The organism is Agromyces sp. GL_144 (genome assembly GCF_057834305.1).
Window position 1 is genome coordinate 2,766,788 of the sequence record NZ_CM174399.1, and the last position, 17,680, is coordinate 2,784,467.

Below are 17,680 nucleotides of genomic sequence, written 5' to 3' on the forward strand. Positions count from 1 at the left end.
CCGATCGAGTCTAGGTGTTGTCGTCGCCGGTCAGGATCTGCCTGGCCCGCACGACGTCGCCGCGCATGGTCTCGATGAGATCGGGGATCGAGGTGAACGCGACCATGCCTCGGATGCGATCGACGAACTCGACGTCGACGACGTGGTCGTACAGGTCGAGCTCGCGGTCGAGCACGTACGCCTCGACCTGCTTGGCCGCCACGCCCTCGAACGTCGGGTTGTCGCCGACCGAGATCGCCGCCGGATACCGCGTGCCCGCGTCGGTCAGCCAGCCGGCGTAGACGCCGTCGGCGGGGATGAGGCCCTCGGACTCCGGCGTGAGGTTGGCCGTCGGGAACCCGAGCTCGCGACCGCGCTTGGCGCCGTGCACGACGATGCCGGACACCGTCGGCGTGTGCCCCAGCAGCTTCGTGGCGTGCCGCACGTCGCCGTCTGCGAGGAGCTCGCGGATCCACGTGGACGAGGCCCGCCGCTCGCCCCCTGGGCGCACGTCGTCGACGACCTCGACCTCGAAGCCGAACGTTCGGCCCAGGTCGATGAGCAGGTCGACGTCGCCGGCACCGCGGGCGCCGTAGCGGAAGTCGCGCCCCACGAGCACGACCCTCGCATGCAGCGCGTCGACGAGCACGCGCTCGACGAACTCGGTCGCCGGCACCGACGCGAGCGCCCGGTCGAACGGCAGCATGAGCGTGACGTCGACGCCGGTCGTCGCGAGCAGCTCGAGCTTCTGCCGCATGCTCACGAGCGGGTCGGGGCACTTGTCGGGGGCGAGCAGCGCGAGCGGGTTGCGATCGAAGGTCACGACGGCGGTCGTGAGTGCGCGCTCGTCGGCGATCGTGCGGATGCGCTCGATGAGGGCCCTGTGGCCCTGATGCACGCCGTCGAACTTGCCGATGGTCACCACGCTCGGTCCGAACGCCTCGGGAACGGCCGCGAGGCCCTTGAAGGTCTTCACGCGGCATCCGCCTCGGTCTCGGTCTCGGCGGCTGGGTTGTCGGCGGTCGCGGCTTCGGTCGGGTGGTGCCCGGCCAGCCACCACATGCCGAGGATCGGCAGCACGAGCGGGATGAACGCGTAGCCGCGGCCGAAGTACGACCAGACCGTGTCATGCGGGAACAGGGCCGGATCGAGCAGGCTGAGCACGCCCACGACGAGCACGCCGGTCAGCTCGAACACGAGCGTCGCCCACGCGATGCGGTACCAGACGCGCCCGCGCCGCACGAGGGCGATCGTCGCGACGATGTAGACCACGGCGGCGAGCGCCGACAGCGCGTACGCGACCGGCGCCTCGTCGAACTTCGTCGCGATCTGGTAGAACGAACGCCCCGTCGCGGCGACCGCGAGCACGGCGTAGACGGCGACGAGCACGCGCCCGACGCCGCTCATGCGGGGTCGGGCCGAGGAGGGGTTGTTGGCCGCGTCGGTACGTGCGGGCTGCTCAAGCGATTCGGACATCTCGATCGATTCTCTCAGACCGTGCTCGGTGTCTCGGCCGGTGCTCAGCCGACCTGCACGGTCCAGATCTGGAACATGCGGTAGAGCATGACCGCCACGGCCAGCGCGCCGACGCCGAGCACGACCGTGCTCCACCGGCTGCGCTCGAGCAGCGCCCAGAAGATCGCCGCCGGCGGGATGAGCAGGGCCGCGAACAGGTAGATGCCGAACTCGAGCGGGTTGCCGGTCGGCGTGTTGCCGAAGGCCGGCGCCGCGATCGAGACGACGACCTGCGCCACGAGCAGCAGCTCGACGAGCGCGAGCGCCCCGTTCGACAGGTCGCTCGGAACCCGGCCCGCGAACCCCAGGCCGAGGCACAGCAGGCCGGCCGCGACCGCGACGCCGAGCTGCACCCACATGAACCACTCGATCACGAGACGGCCTCGTCGGCCGGGAAGCCCGCGACGACCTTGAGCGTGTCGCCCCGGCGCTCGACGATCGCGACCAGGCGGGGCGCCGTGCCGGGTGCGGCGCGGACCTCCGATGCCGCGACGGCCGCGATCGGCTCGCCCTTCGCGCTCTCGGGGGCCGCGTCGGCAGTGATGCGCTTGCCGTGCCCGAGGTCGATCGCCTGCTGCTCGGTGAGGTGCACGACGGGCATGGCCCGCCCCGCGGCATCCGCGGCGCCGATGAGCGCGGACCCGACGTCGAGGTCTTCGAGCACGGATGCCTCGGCCACCGTGAACCGGCCGATGCGCGTGCGACGCAGGGCGGTGAGATGGCCGCCGACGCCCAGGTCGGCGCCGAGATCGCGCGCGAGGGCCCGGATGTAGGTGCCCGAGGAGCACTCGACGCGCACGTCGACGTCGACGAAGCCGTGGCCGTCGGCTGCGCCTGCCGCATCGGTCGCGGGCACGCGTCGCGTCTCGAGCACCTCGAACGCCGAGATCGTCACCGCGCGGCTCTTCAACTCGACCTGCTCGCCGTCGCGCACGCGCTGGTAGGCGCGCTTGCCGTCGACCTTGATCGCGCTGACCGTGCTCGGGACCTGCTCGATCTCGCCCGTCAGCTTCGCGATGCCGGCCGCGATGCGGGCGTCGTCGACGCCTTCGACGAGCGCAGCGGAGGCGGCGGATGCCTCGACGAGCGGTTCGCCCTCGGCGTCGTCGGTCGTCGTGGCGGCGCCCAGGCGGATCGTCGCGACGTACTCCTTGTCGAGCCCGACGAGGTAGGTCAGGAGCCTGGTCGCCGAGTTCACGCCGAGCACCAGCAGACCGGTGGCCATGGGATCGAGCGTGCCGGCGTGGCCGACCTTGCGCGTGCCCGCGAGGCGTCGCGTGCGAGCGACCACGTCGTGGCTGGTGATCCCCTGCGGCTTGTCGACGAGGAGGATGCCGCTGTTCACGCGGTACAGGCTAACAGTCGCCGACGCTCCGCCCGCCCGGCCGCCCTACGCTGGGATGGTGAGGATCGGCATCATCGGCGCTGGCGCGCTCGGCGGAACGCTCGCGGCCCTGCTGACCCGGGCCGGACACGAGGTCGAGGTCACCGCGCGCGGCAGCGGTCTCGAGGTGCTCCGCGCCGACGGCATCCACCTGAGCGGCGGGTACGGCGAGGTGCATGCGCGCGTCGCCGTCGCCGAGCGACTCTCGGGCGACGTCGCCTTCGACCTCGTGCTCGTCTGCACGAAGGCCCAGGACGCCGAGGCCGCGATCACCGCGAACCGCGCCGCGATCCACGGCGCGCCCGTGGTCGTCGTGCAGAACGGACTCGAGGGCGTCGACACGGCCGCGCGCCTGCTCCCCCGATCCTCATGCGTCGGCCTGCTCTCGATGATCGCCGCGAACTACACCGAGCCGGGTCGCGTCCGGGTGACCGCGACCGCCGAGAGCTACCTCGGGCGCGGCGACGGCCCGGCCGACGACACCGCTCGACGCATCGCCGGCCTGCTCTCGCATGCGGTGCCGGTCAGCGCGATCGACGACTTCCGGGGCGCGCAGTGGACCAAGCTCGTCGTGAACATGGTCAACGCGGTGCCGGCGATCGTCGGGCGCGACCTGGGGGCCGTTGCCGCCGACCCCGCGCTGCTCCGGGTCATGACGGCTTCGATGCGCGAGTGCGTGCGGGTGGGCATCGCGCGCGGCGTGCACTTCGGCGCGCTGAACGGACTCGACGACGAGGGACTCCGAGGGTTCGCCCGAATGCCGCTCTCCGATGGAGTGCAGGTGCCCGCAGGGCTCGTGCAGCGCATGGGCTGGCAGACCAACCTGGGCTCGACGCAGCAGAGCCTGCGCCGCGGCCAGCCCACCGAGGTCGACTTCCTGAACGGCGCCGTCGTGCGCGAGGCATCCGTCGCCGGCATCGACGCACCCGTGAACGCCGCGCTCACCGCGCTCGTGCACGAGGTCGAGACGCTCGGCCGGCCGCTGCCCGTCGAGCGCGTGCTCGTGGTGGCCTGAGCGCCCGGTCTTCGCCGGCACGCGAATGAGGGGGCCCGGCGAACCGGACCCCCTCATCGTTCAGCGGATGTCGCTACGCGCGCTTGCGGCGCACGCGGGCGATCACCAGGAAGGCGGCGCCTGCGAGCACGATGATGCCCGCGACGATCGCGATCGTGGTGCCGGCGAAACCGGTGCTCGCGAGCCCGGACTGCTCGGTCTCGGCGATCACCGTGGTGTCGCCGTCGCCGTTGCCGCCGTCATCGGTGGGCACGATGGTCGGACCGTCGGCGCAGTCCGGCGTGGCCGGCGGGTAGCTGAGTGCGACCGACAGTTCGGGGTTCACGTGGATCACCGCGGTGGTGATCGAACGCGTCCACGCGAAGTTGTCGTCGGTCTCCTGCCAGGTGCCGTCGGCGAGCTGCTCCCAGCCCGGCCATCCGGCGGCGTTGCCCTCGTCGTCGACCGCGGCACCGGGCCAGAGCGTCTTGCCGGACAGCGTGCCGTCAGCGCCGAGTTCGCCGAGCTCGATGACCTCGGAGTTCGTGCCGTCGCCGAGGGTGAGCGTGACGAGATCGCTCGTCGCCTGGTTGTCGGGGTCGGTCAGCGCGACCGCGTAACTGATCCACGGCACGTCGGCCTCGCAGACGCCGGTGGCGAGCGAACCGTCGAGGGTCGGCTGGACGCATGCCGCGTCATCGATCGCATACGACCATTCGCTCTTCACACCGTCGGCGAAGGCGAAACCGTTCTTCGGCACGGCCACGACCGTGACGACGCCCTCGGTCTCGACTTGGCTCCACGTCACTGTCTCGGTGTCCGCCGGGACGACGAGTTGCTCGTTGTCTGGACCGCAGACGTCGGCGAACGACGGCTCACCGACCAACTCGGTGATGCACGGGGCATCGTCGATCGTGTAGACCCACGTGGCCTGCGTGTCCTCGCCGAACTTGGAACCCGCCTTGGCCGTGGCCGTGACGGTGATCACGCCGTCGACCTCGGACGAGGTCCACTCGATCGTCTCGGTGCTCTCCGGCAGGGTGAGCTGCTCGTTGTCGGGTCCGCAGGTGTCGACGAACTTCGGCTCACCGACGAGATCGATGACGCAGGGCTCGTCGATGACATCGAAGGTCCAGACCGTCTTGGTGCCAGGAGCGAAGGCGAAGTTGGGCTCTGCCGTGGCCGTGACCGTGATGACCGAACCCTCACGCGAAGAGGACCACACATAGCCGTCTTCGTCCTCGGGGATCTCGAGCTCTTCATTGCCTGGTCCGCAAACGTCTCGGAACGACGGCAGGAACTCGATACCGACGATGCACGGCTCGTCGTCCACCGTGAAGGTCCACGACGTGCGCGTGCCGGGCGTGAAGACGACGTCGCCCTTCGGTGTCGCCGTCACCGTGACGGTCGAGCCCTCACGCGTCGAGGCCCACAGCACAGTGTCGGTGCTGGTGGGAACGAACAGTTCCTCGTTGTCGGGGCCGCAGATGTCCGAGAAGGCGGGCACACCCTGCAGGCCGATCTCGCACGGTTCGTCGTCCACCGTGAAGGTCCACGAGGTCTGAGTACCGGGTTTGAAGGAATAACCGGGCTCGGCCGTCGCGGTCACCGTGATGACCGCCCCTTCGCGCGAGTCGGACCACACGTAGCCGTCTACGTCTTCAGGAATCTCGAGGACCTCGTTGCCCGGACCGCACGTGTCGCTGAACGTGGGTACGGAGAGGATCTCGGTCGGCGGCCGCGAACAGTCGGGATACTGCAGCAGCGACTGGTCGCCTTGAGCCGCGACCTTGATGGTGCTGCCGTTCTTCTTGTAGCTGAATGCCGGCCAGATGTCGCCCTGGTGGTCGATGTGACCCGACTTGTAGAACGCGTTCACCGATGTCTCCACGCGGGTGTACGGGTTGGACTCGCTCCCCGTCGCATGACAGTAGGCGATCTTGTCGGAATCGTCCTTGCAGTCGCCCTTGAGGTTCTCGACACGACCGTCGGAACCCTTCGTGTAGTCGTCGCTCCAGGTGGTGAACGCGTACACCCATGGACCGCCGCCCTTGGTCGTGCCCGGGATGGACTCCTTGCCGAGCGTCAGCGTCACGTCACCCGTCGACGAGATCGGGCCGCGATCCATGCCGTTGGCGTTCGAGGGGGTGCCCTTGAACTCGGTGGTCCCGACCTTCCACATGGTCGAGCCCTTCAGGTTGCCGACCTGGGTGAGCTTGAGCGTGTAGGTGACGTCGTACATGCCGGTCTCGGTGTTGCACTCCGCGACGGCCTTCAGGTCGCCGGTGTGCGCACTCGCGGGGGCCGCGGCGCCGACGACGGCGAGGCCGCCGGCGAGCGCCAGGGTCGTCAGGATGGCCGCGGCACGACGCCACAGGCTCGGGGAATCGGATTTCGCGTGCGCACGCCGCAGGCGCTGGGCAGCGCGCACCGAACCACTGGGGTTGGGCATTCGGGGTTCTCCATCGATCGGATGGCGGCGAACCTGCTGAAGCCGGCGTCGCGCATGCGCGACCGGTCGAAGCGCCGGGGTGGGCGCATCGAAGTTCGGGTCTTCGGGTGGGGCTGGGGGGGGTTCGCACGGCCGGGGGCAAAGGGCTGTGAACCTTCAGTATGGCCCCGCCGCCGAGGCCCGTCCACCCGTTTCGACCACAGGTACGATCTGTCCCCCGAATTGGGGACATTTCGTCCGACGAAGCCGGTCGGCGACGACCGATCCAGACCCTACGACCGGCGCGACCCGGCGCGACCGACGGCTCCGAACCGCGGCCTGGTCGGCTCGCGATTGTCGACGACGACGGATGCCGCGTGCCTGGGGTCGCTCTCGGCGTAGGCGATGCGGTCCGCCGCGTCGACCGGCTCGCCCTCGAGCGCGATGCGCACGTCCCAGAGTTCCGCGAGGCGCGGCCGCAGCACGAAGCGCCCGTCGAGCACGAGGATCGCGTCGGCCGGACCGGTGATCCACTTCGGCTGCACCCACGCGTCGCGCGCCGGGTCGAACACCGCGGTCACGAACGCCGTCGAGCCGCCCATGCGGAAGGGCTCGACGAGCACCCGGCGCAGCGCCGACTCGTCGAAGCCGTAGCGGAAGTAGCGTTCGGCGGTGTCGGGCCCGTACACGTCCTGCGCCTCGCGCGACCGATGGAAGTCCTCCATGCTCGCCCGGAACACGCGGTGCCCGCGCTCGCGCAGCACGTCCGCGAGATCGTCGCCGAACGCGGTCTTGCCGCTCTGCAACGGTCCGTCGATCGCGACGATCATGCGGCCCAGGCCGTACTGCCGCAGGATCTCGTCGGCGAGTTCGCGGAGGAAGCTCACGCGCGGCGTCGTCACCAGTTCCATGCGCTCATGCTAGCCGTGCGGCCCGGTCGCGGCATCCGTGCTCGTAGGCTTGGAGGATGCCCGCAGACGCCACCGCGCCCGACCTCGCCGAGGCCGTGAACGCCTGGTTCGCGCATGCTGCGAGGCCGTTGCCGTGGCGCGCGGCCGAGGTCTCCCCCTGGGCGGTGCTGGTCAGCGAGTTCATGCTGCAGCAGACGCAGGTCGCGCGCGTGATCCCGCGCTGGCAGGCGTGGATCGAACGCTGGCCCACCCCCGCCGACCTCGCGGCCGCTCCCCCATCGGAGGCCGTGCGCGCCTGGGATCGGCTGGGGTACCCCCGACGCGCACTCTGGCTGCACCGGGCCGCGTCCACGATGGTCGAGCGGCACGACGGCGAGGTGCCGCGCGAGCTCGACGACCTGCTCGCGCTGCCGGGCGTCGGCCCCTACACCGCGCGAGCCGTCGCGGCGTTCGCGTTCGGCACGCGGCATCCGGTGGTCGACACCAACACGCGACGGGTCATCGCCCGGGCCGTGCTCGGACAGGGGCACCCCGGCCCGCCGTCGACGAACCGCGATCTGGCCGCGATGGCGGCACTGCTTCCGGTGGCGGATGCCTCGGCGCGCATGTTCAACGCCGCCGCGATGGAGCTCGGAGCCACCGTCTGCACGGCGCGCGCGCCCGAATGCGACCGATGTCCGATCGCGGCGCAGTGCGCGTGGCGCCTCGCCGGACACCCCGAGTACGACGGCCCCCGCGCGGCGCGGCAGGCGCGCTTCGAGGGGTCCGACCGGCAGGTTCGAGGACTCGTCATGCGCGAACTGCGTGCCGCGCACCGGCCCGTGTCGCGTGCCGAACTCGCGCCCGTGTGGGCGGATGCCGCGCAACTCGATCGCGCCGTCGAGACGCTCGTGCGCGACGGGCTCGCCGTGCCCGAGGACGACGGGCTGACGCTCCCCGAGGCGTGAACCCCGAAGTCAGCGGGCGATCGACTCGTCTTCGTCGAGGTCGTCGCCTTCGTCGAGGTCGTCGCCCTCGTCGAACTCGCGCGGCTTGACGTACGGGTCGGCGTCGCCGGCGTACTCGGCGGTGCTCGCGGCGGCCTCGGTCTCGGCATCGCGTGCGCGCGCCTCGCGGAGCAGCGCGGCGATGTGGTCGGCGTTCTCGGGGATCGCGTCGAGGATGAACTCGAGCGACGGCGTGAGTCGGGCGGTGATGTTGCGGCCGACCTCGGTGCGGAGCATGCCGGTCGCGGCCTTCAGCGCGAGTGCCGAGTCACGGCGCTCCTCATCGGTGCCGTACACCGTGTAGAAGATGCTCGCGTGCTGCAGGTCGCCCGTGACGCGCACGTCGGTGATCGTCACGAAGCCGAGTCGGGGGTCGCGAAGGCCCTTGTCGAGTCGTCGGGCGACGATCTCCTTGATGCGGTCGGCCATCTTCCTGGCGCGTGCCGGATCTGCCATTGCAGTGCTTCCTTTCGTGGCAAGGTCGGTTCGGCTTCGCCGCCCCGACCGCCTCGACGTGAATCGGGGTAGGGGCCCCCGTTCGTCACCGGAGTGAGGAACGGGGACCCGTGACCACGACTTACGCGCGGGGCTTCTCCCGCATCTCGGTGGTCTCGATCTCGTCGCCGACCTGGATGTCGTTGAACTTGCCGAGGCCGATACCGGCTTCGAAGTCCGTGCGCACCTCGGTGACGTCGTCCTTGAACCGACGCAGCGACTCGATGGCGAGGTTGTCGCCGACGACGACGCCATCGCGGATGACGCGCGCCTTGGCGTTTCGCGTGATCGTTCCCGACCGCACGATGACACCGGCGATGTTGCCGAACTTCGAGGAGCGGAACACCTCGCGGATCTCGGCGACACCAGACTGGACCTCTTCGAACTCGGGCTTGAGCATGCCCTTCAGCGAGTCCTCGATCTCGTCGATCGCGTTGTAGATGACCGAGTAGAAGCGGATGTCGACACCCTCGCGAGCGGCGCGCTCGCGCGCCTTCGTGTCGGGGCGCACGTTGAAGCCCACGATGATCGCGTTGTCGATCGTCGCGAGGTTGACGTCGCTCTCGGTGATCGCACCCACACCGCGGTGGAGGATGCGCAGCTGCACCGAGTCGTCGACCTCGATCTTGAGGAGCGACTCCTCGAGCGCCTCGACGGCACCCGAGACGTCACCCTTGATGATGAGGTTGAGCGACTCGACCTTGCCCTCTTCGAGTGCACGGGTGAAGTCCTCGAGCGAGATGCGCTTGCGGGCCTTGGCCAGCTGGGCGTTGCGCTCGGCGGCTTCGCGCTTCTCGGCGATCTGACGCGCGGTGCGGTCCTCTTCGGTGACGAGGAAGGTGTCGCCGGCGCGCGGGACGCTCGAGAGGCCCTGCACCTGCACGGGGCGCGACGGGGTCGCGGCCAGCACGGCGTCGCCGTTCTCGTCGGTCATGGCACGCACGCGGCCGTAGGCCGTGCCGGCGACGATCGCATCGCCGACGCGCAGCGTTCCCGACTGGATGAGCACGGTCGCAACCGCACCGCGGCCCTTGTCGAGCTTCGCCTCGATGGCGACGCCGCGAGCGTCCTTGTTGGGGTTCGCGCGCAGGTCGAGGCCGGCGTCGGCGGTCAGGAGCACCGCGTCGAGCAGGTCCTGGATGCCGATGTCGTTGCGGGCCGACACGTCGACGAACATGACGTCGCCGCCGTACTCCTCGGCGACCAGGCCGAACTCGGTGAGCTGCTGGCGCACCTTCTGCGGGTTGGCGTCTTCCTTGTCGATCTTGTTGACCGCCACGACGATCGGCACGTTCGCCGACTGCGCGTGGTTCAGCGCCTCGATCGTCTGCGGCATGATGCCGTCATCGGCCGCGACCACGAGGATCGCGATGTCGGTGACCTGCGCACCACGGGCACGCATGGCGGTGAACGCCTCGTGACCGGGGGTGTCGATGAAGGTGATGGCGCGTTCGATGCCCTCGTGGGTGGTGTGCACCTGGTAGGCACCGATGTGCTGCGTGATGCCGCCGGCCTCGCCTGCGACGACGTTGGCGTTGCGGATCGCGTCGAGCAGGCGCGTCTTACCGTGGTCGACGTGACCCATGACGGTCACGACCGGCGGACGCTGCTCGAGCACGTCGTCGCCCTCGTCTTCGAGCTCGGCATCGAGGTCGATGTCGAAGCCCTCGAGGAGCTCCTTGTCCTCGTCTTCGGGCGAGACGACCTGGATCTTGTAGCCGAGCTCGGCGCCGAGCACCTCGAAGGTGGCCTCGTCGAGCGACTCCGTCGCGGTCGCCATCTCACCGAGGTGGAACAGCACCGTCACGAGCGAACCGGGGTTCGCGTCGATCTTGTCGGCGAAGTCGGAGATCGAGGAACCGCGACGCAGGCGGATGACGGTGTTGCCGTCGCCGCGGGGAACGCTCACGCCGCCGAGCGACGGGGCCTCCCGCATCTCGAACTCTTGACGCTTCGTGCGCTTGGACTTGCGGGCCTTGCTCTTGCCGCCACCGCGGCCGAACGCACCCGCCGTGCCACCGCCGGGGCCACGGCCACGGCCGCCGCCACCCGCCGGCCGCGGACCGCCGAAGCCGCCCGCACCGGGAGCGCCGCCACCGGGGCGCTGGAAACCGCCGCCGCCGCCTGGGCGAGCGCCGGCACCCGCGCCGCCGGGGCGCTGGAAACCGCCGCCGGGACGACCGCCGGCGCCTGCCGGACGGGGAGCACCGGGCCGGGGCGAACCGGGACGAGGTGCCTGCGGGCGCGGGATGTTGCCCGGGCTGGGCCGCTGGCCCATGCCCTGCGCGCTCGAGAACGGATTGTTGCCCGGGCGCGGCTGGGCGGGGCGCTGGCCCATGCCCTGTGCACTCGAGAACGGGTTGTTGCCGGGCCGCGAAGAGCTCGGGCGCGGAGCACCCGGACGCGGCGCGGAGCCGCCGGGCTTGGGCGCGCCGGGCTTCACGGCATCGGAGGCCTCGGCGGCCGCGGGGGCATCGCCGGTCTTCTCGGCGGCGGCCTTCTCGGCGGCGGCCTGGGCTGCGCGCTCTTCGGCCTGAGCCTGGCGCTCGGCCACGGTCAGCGGGACGTCGGCGGGCACCGCGGCAGCGGGGGCCTCGGCCGGCGCCTCGGGCGCGGCGACGGGCTTCGGCGCCGGCTTGGGGCCGGGCTTGACCGCGGCCGGACGTGCCGGTACCGCGGGAGCGGTCGCTGCCGGGGCGGCGGCGTTCGCCGCAGCGCCTGCGGCTTCGAGCGCAGCCTTCAGGCGGCGCGCGACGGGGGGTTCGATGGACGACGAGGGTCCCTTGACGTACTCGCCCATCTCCTTGAGCTTCTCAAGGGCGATCTTGCTGTCGACACCGAGTTCGGATGCGATCTCGTGTACGCGTGGTTTGGCAGCCACTTCTCTCCTGTTCCGGGCCTGACCCCGGACAGGGGCAGACCATCAATGGCGGACGGGACTCATTTCGAGCCGCTCATTAGTTGTCACTCATTGGTCATCACTTGTGTGTTCAGCCTGTTCTCTACGTTGCCGGTGTCCACCTCGCCGCGAATGCGGAGTGCGCGCCCGAAGGCACGCTTCCGAACGGCGAGCCGGTAGCACTCGAGTGTCGGATGCAGCCACGCACCCCTGCCCGGAAGCACCGCCGAAGCGTCTGCCACGACAAGGGAATTCTGGGAGACGACCCTCAGAAGTGAGGATCGTGGAGCGCGCGAACGGCACCCGATGCACGTTCTGACGGGATCCATCCTACACCTCCGAGTCTGGGCGCCCGATGACGGCCAGGCCTGGTCAGTTCGACTCGAGCACCGAGTCGGGCTGGATGTCGATCTTCGCGCCCGTCAGCTTGGCGGCGAGGCGGGCGTTCTGCCCCTCCTTGCCGATCGCCAGCGAGAGCTGGTAGTCGGGCACCAGTGCGCGAACCGCCTTGGTCGACTCGTCGATGACGAACGCGCTCGTGACCTTCGCGGGCGACAGCGCGCTCGCCACGAACGTGGAGAGGTCGTCTGAGTAATCGACGATGTCGATCTTCTCGGCACCGAGCTCGGCGGTGACCGCGCGCACGCGCTGGCCGAGTTCGCCGATGGCCGCGCCCTTGGCGTTGATGCCCGGCTGGGTCGCGCGCACCGCGATCTTGGTGCGGTGACCGGCCTCGCGGGCGAGCGAGACGATCTCGACGACGCCCGACGCGATCTCGGGCACCTCGAGCGCGAACAGCTTGCGCACGAGTGCCGGGTGCGTGCGCGAGACCGTGATCGAGGGCCCCTTGGTGCCCTTGGCCACGCTCGTGACGTAGACGCGGATGCGCTGCCCGTGCGGATACTCCTCGCCGGGCACCTGCTCCTCGGGCGGGAGGATCGCCTCGACGGTGCCGAGGTCGATGTGGATCATCCGCGGGTTGGGGCCCTGCTGGATGACGCCGGCGACGATGTCGCCCTCGCGCCCGCGGAACTCGCCGAGAACGGCGTCGTCGGCCAGGTCGCGCAGTCGCTGGTTGATGACCTGCTTCGCTGCGAACGCCGCGATGCGACCGAAGTCGCTCGGGCTGTCCTCGGCCTCGCCGATGACGTTGCCCTCTTCATCGAGTTCGGGAACGAACACCGAGACGTGGCCGGTCTTCCGGTCGAGGTGGGCCCGCGCACCGTCGGGGTTCGCGTGGCCGTGCTGGTCGGGATGCGTGTGCTTCAGGTAGGCCATGAGAATGGCCTGTTCGATGATCTGCACCAGCTCATCGAACGGGATCTCCTTCTCGCGCTCCATCATCCGCAGCACGCTGAGGTCGATATCCATGAACCCGGCCTCCTCTATTCAACTCTCAAGACGTCGTCCACCGTGCGGACGACTCTCTAGGTTAGCGGATGTCTCGGACGACCGGGAGCCACCGGCGACGCCCGTCCGACGCTCGCCAGGCCCGCGGCATCCGCTCTGCGAACCGCCGGATATGGCGAGCATCCCTCGCGTTCGCGCTGACATGCTGGGCGCATGGATGCCGTCAACGACTTCGTGCTCTCCGCAGGCGACCTGCTCTGGACCTGGATCGTGCTGCCCGTGGTGGTGCTGCTCGGCCTCTACTTCACGGCGCGTTCGGGGGTCGTGCAGTTCCGGCTCATCCCCGAGATGTTCCGAACGCTCACCGACAAGACGCCACGCGACGAGTCGGGTGAGCCGCAGTCGGTCTCGGCCTTCCAGGCGTTCACGATCTCGGCCGCGTCCCGCGTGGGCGTCGGCAACATCGCGGGCGTCGGAACTGCGATCGCGATCGGCGGACCCGGCGCGATCTTCTGGATGTGGCTCATGGCGTTCGTCGGCGGCGCGTCGAGCTTCGTCGAGTCGACGCTGGGCCAGCTCTTCAAGGTGCGCGACACCGACGGGTTCCGCGGCGGTCCGGCGTACTACATCGAGCGCGGCCTCAAGGCCCGATGGGCCGGCATCCTCTTCGCGGTCATCCTCATCGTCTGCTTCCCGTTCGCCTTCTCGTCGTTGCAGGCCAACACCATCAGCGCGACGGTCTCCTCCACGGTCGCGCCCGACGGCGGCGCCGACTGGATCCCCTGGGCGGTCGGGGCCGGCCTCGCCGTGCTGACCGCGCTCGTCGTGTTCGGCGGCGTGCGGCGCATCGCCTCGGTCACGCAGGCCGTCGTGCCGCTCATGGCGCTGCTCTACCTGCTCATCGGGCTCGTCATCGTGGCGATGAACATCACGAGGTTCCCCGAGGTCTTCGGCTCGATCTTCACCGAGGCGTTCGGGTTCAACGAGGTCGTCGGGGCCACCCTCGGCACGATCGTCATGACGGGCGTCAAGCGCGGCATGTTCTCGAACGAGGCCGGTCTCGGATCAGCGCCGAACGCCGGCGCCAGCGCGGCGGTCACGCACCCGGTCAAGCAGGGGCTCGTGCAGACGCTCGGCGTCTACTTCGACACGTTCCTCGTCTGCTCGATCACGGCGTTCATCATCCTCGTCTCGAACCCCGATCTCGGCAGCGCCACCCGCGGCATCGGCCTCACGCAGAACGCGATCGTGAGCAACCTCGGTGGGTGGGCCAGCATCCTGCTCTCGATCGTGATCTTCCTGCTGGCGTTCAGCTCGATCCTCGGCAACTACTACTACGGCGAGTCGAACATCGAGTTCATCACGGGTCGGCGGGCCGTGCTCACCGGGTACCGCGTGCTCGTCGTCGTCGCGATCTTCGTCGGCTCGATCGCCGGGGCCGACCTGATCTGGAACTTCGCCGACGGCATGATGGGTCTCATGGCCATCGTCAACCTCGTGGCCATCGGCCTGTTGTCGGGCATCGCGTTCCGGCTCCTGCGCGACTACACGCATCAGCGACGGCAGGGGCGGGATCCGGTGTTCACGCGCGATCTGCTGCCGGATGTCCCGGGCATCGAGTGCTGGGTCGACGAGCGCTCGGTCACCGGCCCGATCGGGGTGTCGGTCGCGCATCACCAGGCCGACAAGCACCGCGACCACCTGCACCGCGAGGACTGAACGCGGGCCGACGGGCTCAGCGCTCGGTCGCGGTGGGAACCACGGGCGGCGTCGCCGCGTCGGGCGCGGATCCGAAGGCGTTCACGGCGCGGATGATGCGATGCAGCTCGCCCACCCGACGCTGGTCGAGCGCGAACGCGATGCGCGGCAGGTCGACCGCGTCGTCGTCGGCCCGTTCGACGCGGAACGGCTCGGCGCGCTCGATGCGTCCCTCGGCGAGCAGCCCGCCGAAGCGGGCGTTCAGCTCGTCGAGCTCGTCGTCGGTCGGCGGTGCGTTGAGCCGCAGCACGAGGCGGCCCCCGACCCAGCGAAGCGAGTCGTAGTTGCGCCAGAAGCCCGTGATCTCGCGTGCAGCCGCCGACACGCTGTCGGTGATGAGCACGCGGTCGAGGTCGTCGGCGGAGATGAGGCCGAGCGGCACGAGCTGGCTCTCGATGAATGCGCGGAGCCCGTGCCAATAGCCGCCGCCGGGTGCGTCGAGCAGCACGATCGGCGTCGGCTCGGCCTTGCCGGTCTGCTGCAGTGTGAGCAGTTCGAAGGTCTCGTCGAGCGTGCCGAAGCCGCCGGGCAGGCAGACGAAGCCGCGCGATTCCTTCACGAGCATGAGCTTGCGGGTGAAGAAGTACTTCATCGCGACGTTGCTGCCCGCCTCGATCGCGGCGTTCGGCTCCTCTTCGAACGGCAGCCGGATCGAGACCCCGAGCGCCCGGCCGCGCCCCGCGCCCGTGCTCGCCGCCTCCATGATGCCGGGCCCCGCGCCGGTGACGACCATCCAGCCGTCGTCGGCGAGCGCGGCCGCGAGCTCGTGCGCCTGGCCGTAGAGCGGGTCGTTCGGCGACGTGCGCGCCGAGCCGAACACGGTGACCTTCGGCACCGATGCGTACGGCGCGAACAGGCGGAACGCGTCGCGCATCTCCTCGAGCGCGGCCGCGGTGATCTTCAGGTCGAGCCGCCGGGTGCCGTCGGCGCCGAGCCTGAGCCCTGACCGCACGATGCGGGCCACCAGCGCGCGATCGACGACGACGCCGGCATCGTCGAGGAGCGCATCCACGTCTGCCAGCAGTTCGGGCGGAAGCGTCTCGCCGACGCCGGAGTGCTGGCTCATGCCTCCAGCCTTGCATGGAAGCGAGCGGATGCCTCGTGCCGGCGCCGCCGGATGTCCTGCCGCCCGAACGCGGTCGTGCCCCTAGCCGCGGAGCGCGGCCACCGCGTCGGCGGCCGCGAGCGTCTCGCGTTCGCCGGTGCGGCGGTCCCAGAGCTCGACCTGGCCCTCGGCGGCGCCACGGCCCACGATGAGGATGCGCGGCACGCCGATGAGCTCGGCGTCGCCGAACTTCACGCCGGGCGACACCTTGGGGCGGTCGTCGTAGAGCACGTCGAGGCCGGCGCGCTCGAGTTCGCCCGAGAGCTGCTCGGCGAGGTCGAACGCCACGGCGTCGCGACCGGTGGCGACCACGTGCACGTCGAACGGCGCGACCGAGGCGGGCCAGACGAGGCCCTTCTCGTCGTTGTTGCCCTCGGCGATGATCGCGAGGATGCGGGTGACGCCGATGCCGTACGAGCCCATGGTGACGGTGACGAGCTTGCCGTTCTCGTCGAGCACCTTGAGCCCCAGCACTTCGGCGTACTTGCGGCCGAGCTGGAAGACGTGGCCGATCTCCATGCCGCGCGCGAGCTCGACCGGGCCGGAGCCGTCGGGAGCGGGGTCGCCGGCGCGCACGTTCGACGCCTCGACGGTGCCGTCGGCGACGAAATCGCGACCGGCGACGAGGCCGAAGACGTGCTTCTGGTCGAGGTTCGCCCCCGTGATCCACTCGGTGCCGTCGACGACGCGGGGGTCGACGAGGTAGCGGATGCCGGTGCTCGAGGTCTCGCCGAGCACCGCGCCCTCGGGCGACCAGGGGCCGATGTAGCCCTTGACGAGTCCGGGGTGCTTCGCGAAGTCGGCCTCGGTCGCGGGCTCGACCTCGGCGGGGGCGAAGGCGACCTCGACGCGCTTCATCTCGACGTCGCGGTCGCCCGGGAGGCCGATGACGACGATCTCACGGGTGCCGTCGAGGTTCTTCAGCGCGAGCACGACGTTCTTGAGGGTGTCGGCCGCGGTCCAGTCGCGGCCGTCGGGGCGCGGGTGGTTCGCGTTCGCGAGGTCGACGAGGGTCGCGATGGTGGGCGTGTTCGGCGAGTCGAACACCTCGGCGGCCGGCAGTCCCTCGATCGACGTGGGCTCGGGCACGACCGTGGTGAACGCCTCGACGTTCGCCGCGTAGCCGCCGGCCGACCGCACGAAGGTGTCTTCGCCGACGGGGGTCGGGTGCAGGAACTCCTCGCTCTTCGAGCCGCCCATCGCGCCGGCATCCGCCTTGACGATGACGTACTCGAGGCCGAGCCGCGTGAAGATGCGCTCGTAGGCGTCGCGCTGCGCCTGGTAGCTGGCGTCGAGGCCCTCGTCGGAGACGTCGAACGAGTACGCGTCCTTCATGGTGAACTCGCGCCCGCGCAGGAGTCCGGCGCGGGGACGCGCCTCGTCGCGGTACTTGTCTTGGATCTGGTAGATCGAGAGCGGCAGGTCCTTGTACGAGTTGTACAGGTCTTTCACGAGCAGCGTGAAGACCTCTTCGTGCGTGGGCGCGAGCAGGTAGTCGGCGCCCTTTCGGTCTTGCAGGCGGAAGAGGCCGTCGCCGTACTCGGTCCAGCGGTTGGTCACCTCGTAGGGTTCGCGCGGCAGCAGCGCCGGGAAGTGCACCTCGTGGGCACCCGCGTTCGTCATCTCGTCGCGGATGATCGCCTCGATCTTGGCCTTGACGCGAAGGCCGAGCGGCAGCCAGGCGAACACGCCCGGAGCCTGTCGGCGGATGTACCCCGCGCGCACGAGCAGGCGGTGGCTGGTCACCTCGGCGTCGGCGGGATCTTCACGGAGCGTGCGGAGGAAGTAGTTGGAAAGGCGTGTGGGCACCCGACCAGTCTAGAAGCCGGTCGGATGCCCATGGTGCCGAGCGTGCTCGGTGGGTGCTGCGGGG

Annotated in this window: 15 protein-coding genes; 3 read left to right on the plus strand and 12 right to left on the minus strand. The window is 70.2% G+C overall.

The features are described 5' to 3' along the window. Nucleotides 1-10 precede the first annotated feature (10 nt). From AC3IPY_RS12665 to truB, 4 genes are all read right to left on the minus strand, one after another. A complete protein-coding gene (locus AC3IPY_RS12665) occupies nucleotides 11-955 on the minus strand; it encodes a bifunctional riboflavin kinase/FAD synthetase (protein WP_489184635.1) in 945 nt (314 codons plus the stop codon). Then, nucleotides 952-1,386, minus strand: a complete 435-nt coding sequence (locus tag AC3IPY_RS12670) for a hypothetical protein (protein WP_489188326.1) — start codon at nucleotides 1,384-1,386, stop codon at nucleotides 952-954. The genes AC3IPY_RS12665 and AC3IPY_RS12670 overlap by 4 nt, the downstream gene beginning before the upstream one ends. Before the next feature lie 113 nt (nucleotides 1,387-1,499). Continuing rightward, nucleotides 1,500-1,868 carry a hypothetical protein gene (locus tag AC3IPY_RS12675; protein ID WP_489184636.1) on the minus strand — a complete coding sequence of 123 codons (369 nt, stop codon included), beginning with the start codon at nucleotides 1,866-1,868 and terminating at the stop codon, nucleotides 1,500-1,502. Further along, nucleotides 1,865-2,839 (minus strand): tRNA pseudouridine(55) synthase TruB, encoded by a 975-nt coding sequence (gene truB / locus AC3IPY_RS12680; protein WP_489184637.1) that lies wholly within the window; start codon nucleotides 2,837-2,839, stop codon nucleotides 1,865-1,867. The genes AC3IPY_RS12675 and truB overlap by 4 nt, the downstream gene beginning before the upstream one ends. A gap of 58 nt (nucleotides 2,840-2,897) precedes the next feature. Between truB and AC3IPY_RS12685 the strand changes: the two genes are divergently transcribed. Then, a complete protein-coding gene (locus AC3IPY_RS12685; RefSeq protein WP_489184638.1) occupies nucleotides 2,898-3,893 on the plus strand; it encodes a ketopantoate reductase family protein in 996 nt (331 codons plus the stop codon). A gap of 73 nt (nucleotides 3,894-3,966) precedes the next feature. On the opposite strand, the gene AC3IPY_RS12690 is transcribed toward AC3IPY_RS12685, so the two are convergent. Both AC3IPY_RS12690 and AC3IPY_RS12695 read right to left on the minus strand, forming a co-directional pair. Beyond that, complete coding sequence (locus AC3IPY_RS12690; RefSeq protein ID WP_489184639.1) at nucleotides 3,967-6,324, minus strand: hypothetical protein; 2,358 nt, start codon at nucleotides 6,322-6,324, stop codon at nucleotides 3,967-3,969. A 272-nt stretch (nucleotides 6,325-6,596) separates the two neighbouring features. Continuing rightward, complete coding sequence (locus tag AC3IPY_RS12695; protein ID WP_489184640.1) at nucleotides 6,597-7,214, minus strand: nucleoside/nucleotide kinase family protein; 618 nt, start codon at nucleotides 7,212-7,214, stop codon at nucleotides 6,597-6,599. A gap of 56 nt (nucleotides 7,215-7,270) precedes the next feature. Between AC3IPY_RS12695 and AC3IPY_RS12700 the strand changes: the two genes are divergently transcribed. Further along, a complete protein-coding gene (locus AC3IPY_RS12700; RefSeq protein WP_489184641.1) occupies nucleotides 7,271-8,161 on the plus strand; it encodes an HhH-GPD family protein in 891 nt (296 codons plus the stop codon). 9 nt (nucleotides 8,162-8,170) lie between these two features. On the opposite strand, the gene rbfA is transcribed toward AC3IPY_RS12700, so the two are convergent. From rbfA to nusA, 4 genes are all read right to left on the minus strand, one after another. Continuing rightward, on the minus strand, nucleotides 8,171-8,656 hold the full coding sequence (gene rbfA, locus AC3IPY_RS12705) for a 30S ribosome-binding factor RbfA (RefSeq protein WP_489184642.1): 486 nt from the start codon (nucleotides 8,654-8,656) through the stop codon (nucleotides 8,171-8,173). A 121-nt stretch (nucleotides 8,657-8,777) separates the two neighbouring features. Continuing rightward, on the minus strand, nucleotides 8,778-11,576 hold the full coding sequence (infB, locus tag AC3IPY_RS12710) for a translation initiation factor IF-2 (protein WP_489184643.1): 2,799 nt from the start codon (nucleotides 11,574-11,576) through the stop codon (nucleotides 8,778-8,780). Nucleotides 11,577-11,659: 83 nt separating this feature from the next. Beyond that, entirely contained in the window at nucleotides 11,660-11,923 is a 264-nt protein-coding gene (locus AC3IPY_RS12715; protein WP_489184644.1) for a YlxR family protein, read from the minus strand. Nucleotides 11,924-11,966: 43 nt separating this feature from the next. Then, on the minus strand, nucleotides 11,967-12,965 hold the full coding sequence (gene nusA, locus AC3IPY_RS12720; protein ID WP_489184645.1) for a transcription termination factor NusA: 999 nt from the start codon (nucleotides 12,963-12,965) through the stop codon (nucleotides 11,967-11,969). Between the two features lie 192 nt (nucleotides 12,966-13,157). Here nusA and AC3IPY_RS12725 point away from each other — a divergent pair, with 192 nt between their 5' ends. Further along, on the plus strand, nucleotides 13,158-14,663 hold the full coding sequence (locus tag AC3IPY_RS12725) for an alanine/glycine:cation symporter family protein (protein ID WP_489184646.1): 1,506 nt from the start codon (nucleotides 13,158-13,160) through the stop codon (nucleotides 14,661-14,663). A 16-nt stretch (nucleotides 14,664-14,679) separates the two neighbouring features. Here AC3IPY_RS12725 and AC3IPY_RS12730 read toward each other — a convergent pair whose 3' ends face one another. Further along, nucleotides 14,680-15,768, minus strand: coding sequence for an LOG family protein (locus tag AC3IPY_RS12730; protein ID WP_489184647.1), 1,089 nt, complete (start codon nucleotides 15,766-15,768; stop codon nucleotides 14,680-14,682). 81 nt (nucleotides 15,769-15,849) lie between these two features. After that, nucleotides 15,850-17,616 carry a proline--tRNA ligase gene (locus AC3IPY_RS12735; protein WP_489184648.1) on the minus strand — a complete coding sequence of 589 codons (1,767 nt, stop codon included), beginning with the start codon at nucleotides 17,614-17,616 and terminating at the stop codon, nucleotides 15,850-15,852. Nucleotides 17,617-17,680 lie beyond the last annotated feature (64 nt).

Bases quoted from the DNA above. Each gene is read 5' to 3' on its own strand.
- AC3IPY_RS12670 (WP_489188326.1), bottom strand. From the start codon at position 1,386: ATGAGCGGCGTCGGGCGCGTGCTCGTCGCCGTCTACGCCGTGCTCGCG.
- AC3IPY_RS12700 (WP_489184641.1), top strand. From the start codon at position 7,271: ATGCCCGCAGACGCCACCGCGCCCGACCTCGCCGAGGCCGTGAACGCC.
- nusA (WP_489184645.1), bottom strand. From the start codon at position 12,965: ATGGATATCGACCTCAGCGTGCTGCGGATGATGGAGCGCGAGAAGGAG.
- AC3IPY_RS12690 (WP_489184639.1), bottom strand. From the start codon at position 6,324: ATGCCCAACCCCAGTGGTTCGGTGCGCGCTGCCCAGCGCCTGCGGCGT.
- rbfA (WP_489184642.1), bottom strand. From the start codon at position 8,656: ATGGCAGATCCGGCACGCGCCAGGAAGATGGCCGACCGCATCAAGGAG.
- AC3IPY_RS12715 (WP_489184644.1), bottom strand. From the start codon at position 11,923: ATGGATCCCGTCAGAACGTGCATCGGGTGCCGTTCGCGCGCTCCACGA.
- AC3IPY_RS12725 (WP_489184646.1), top strand. From the start codon at position 13,158: ATGGATGCCGTCAACGACTTCGTGCTCTCCGCAGGCGACCTGCTCTGG.
- AC3IPY_RS12730 (WP_489184647.1), bottom strand. From the start codon at position 15,768: ATGAGCCAGCACTCCGGCGTCGGCGAGACGCTTCCGCCCGAACTGCTG.
- AC3IPY_RS12695 (WP_489184640.1), bottom strand. From the start codon at position 7,214: ATGGAACTGGTGACGACGCCGCGCGTGAGCTTCCTCCGCGAACTCGCC.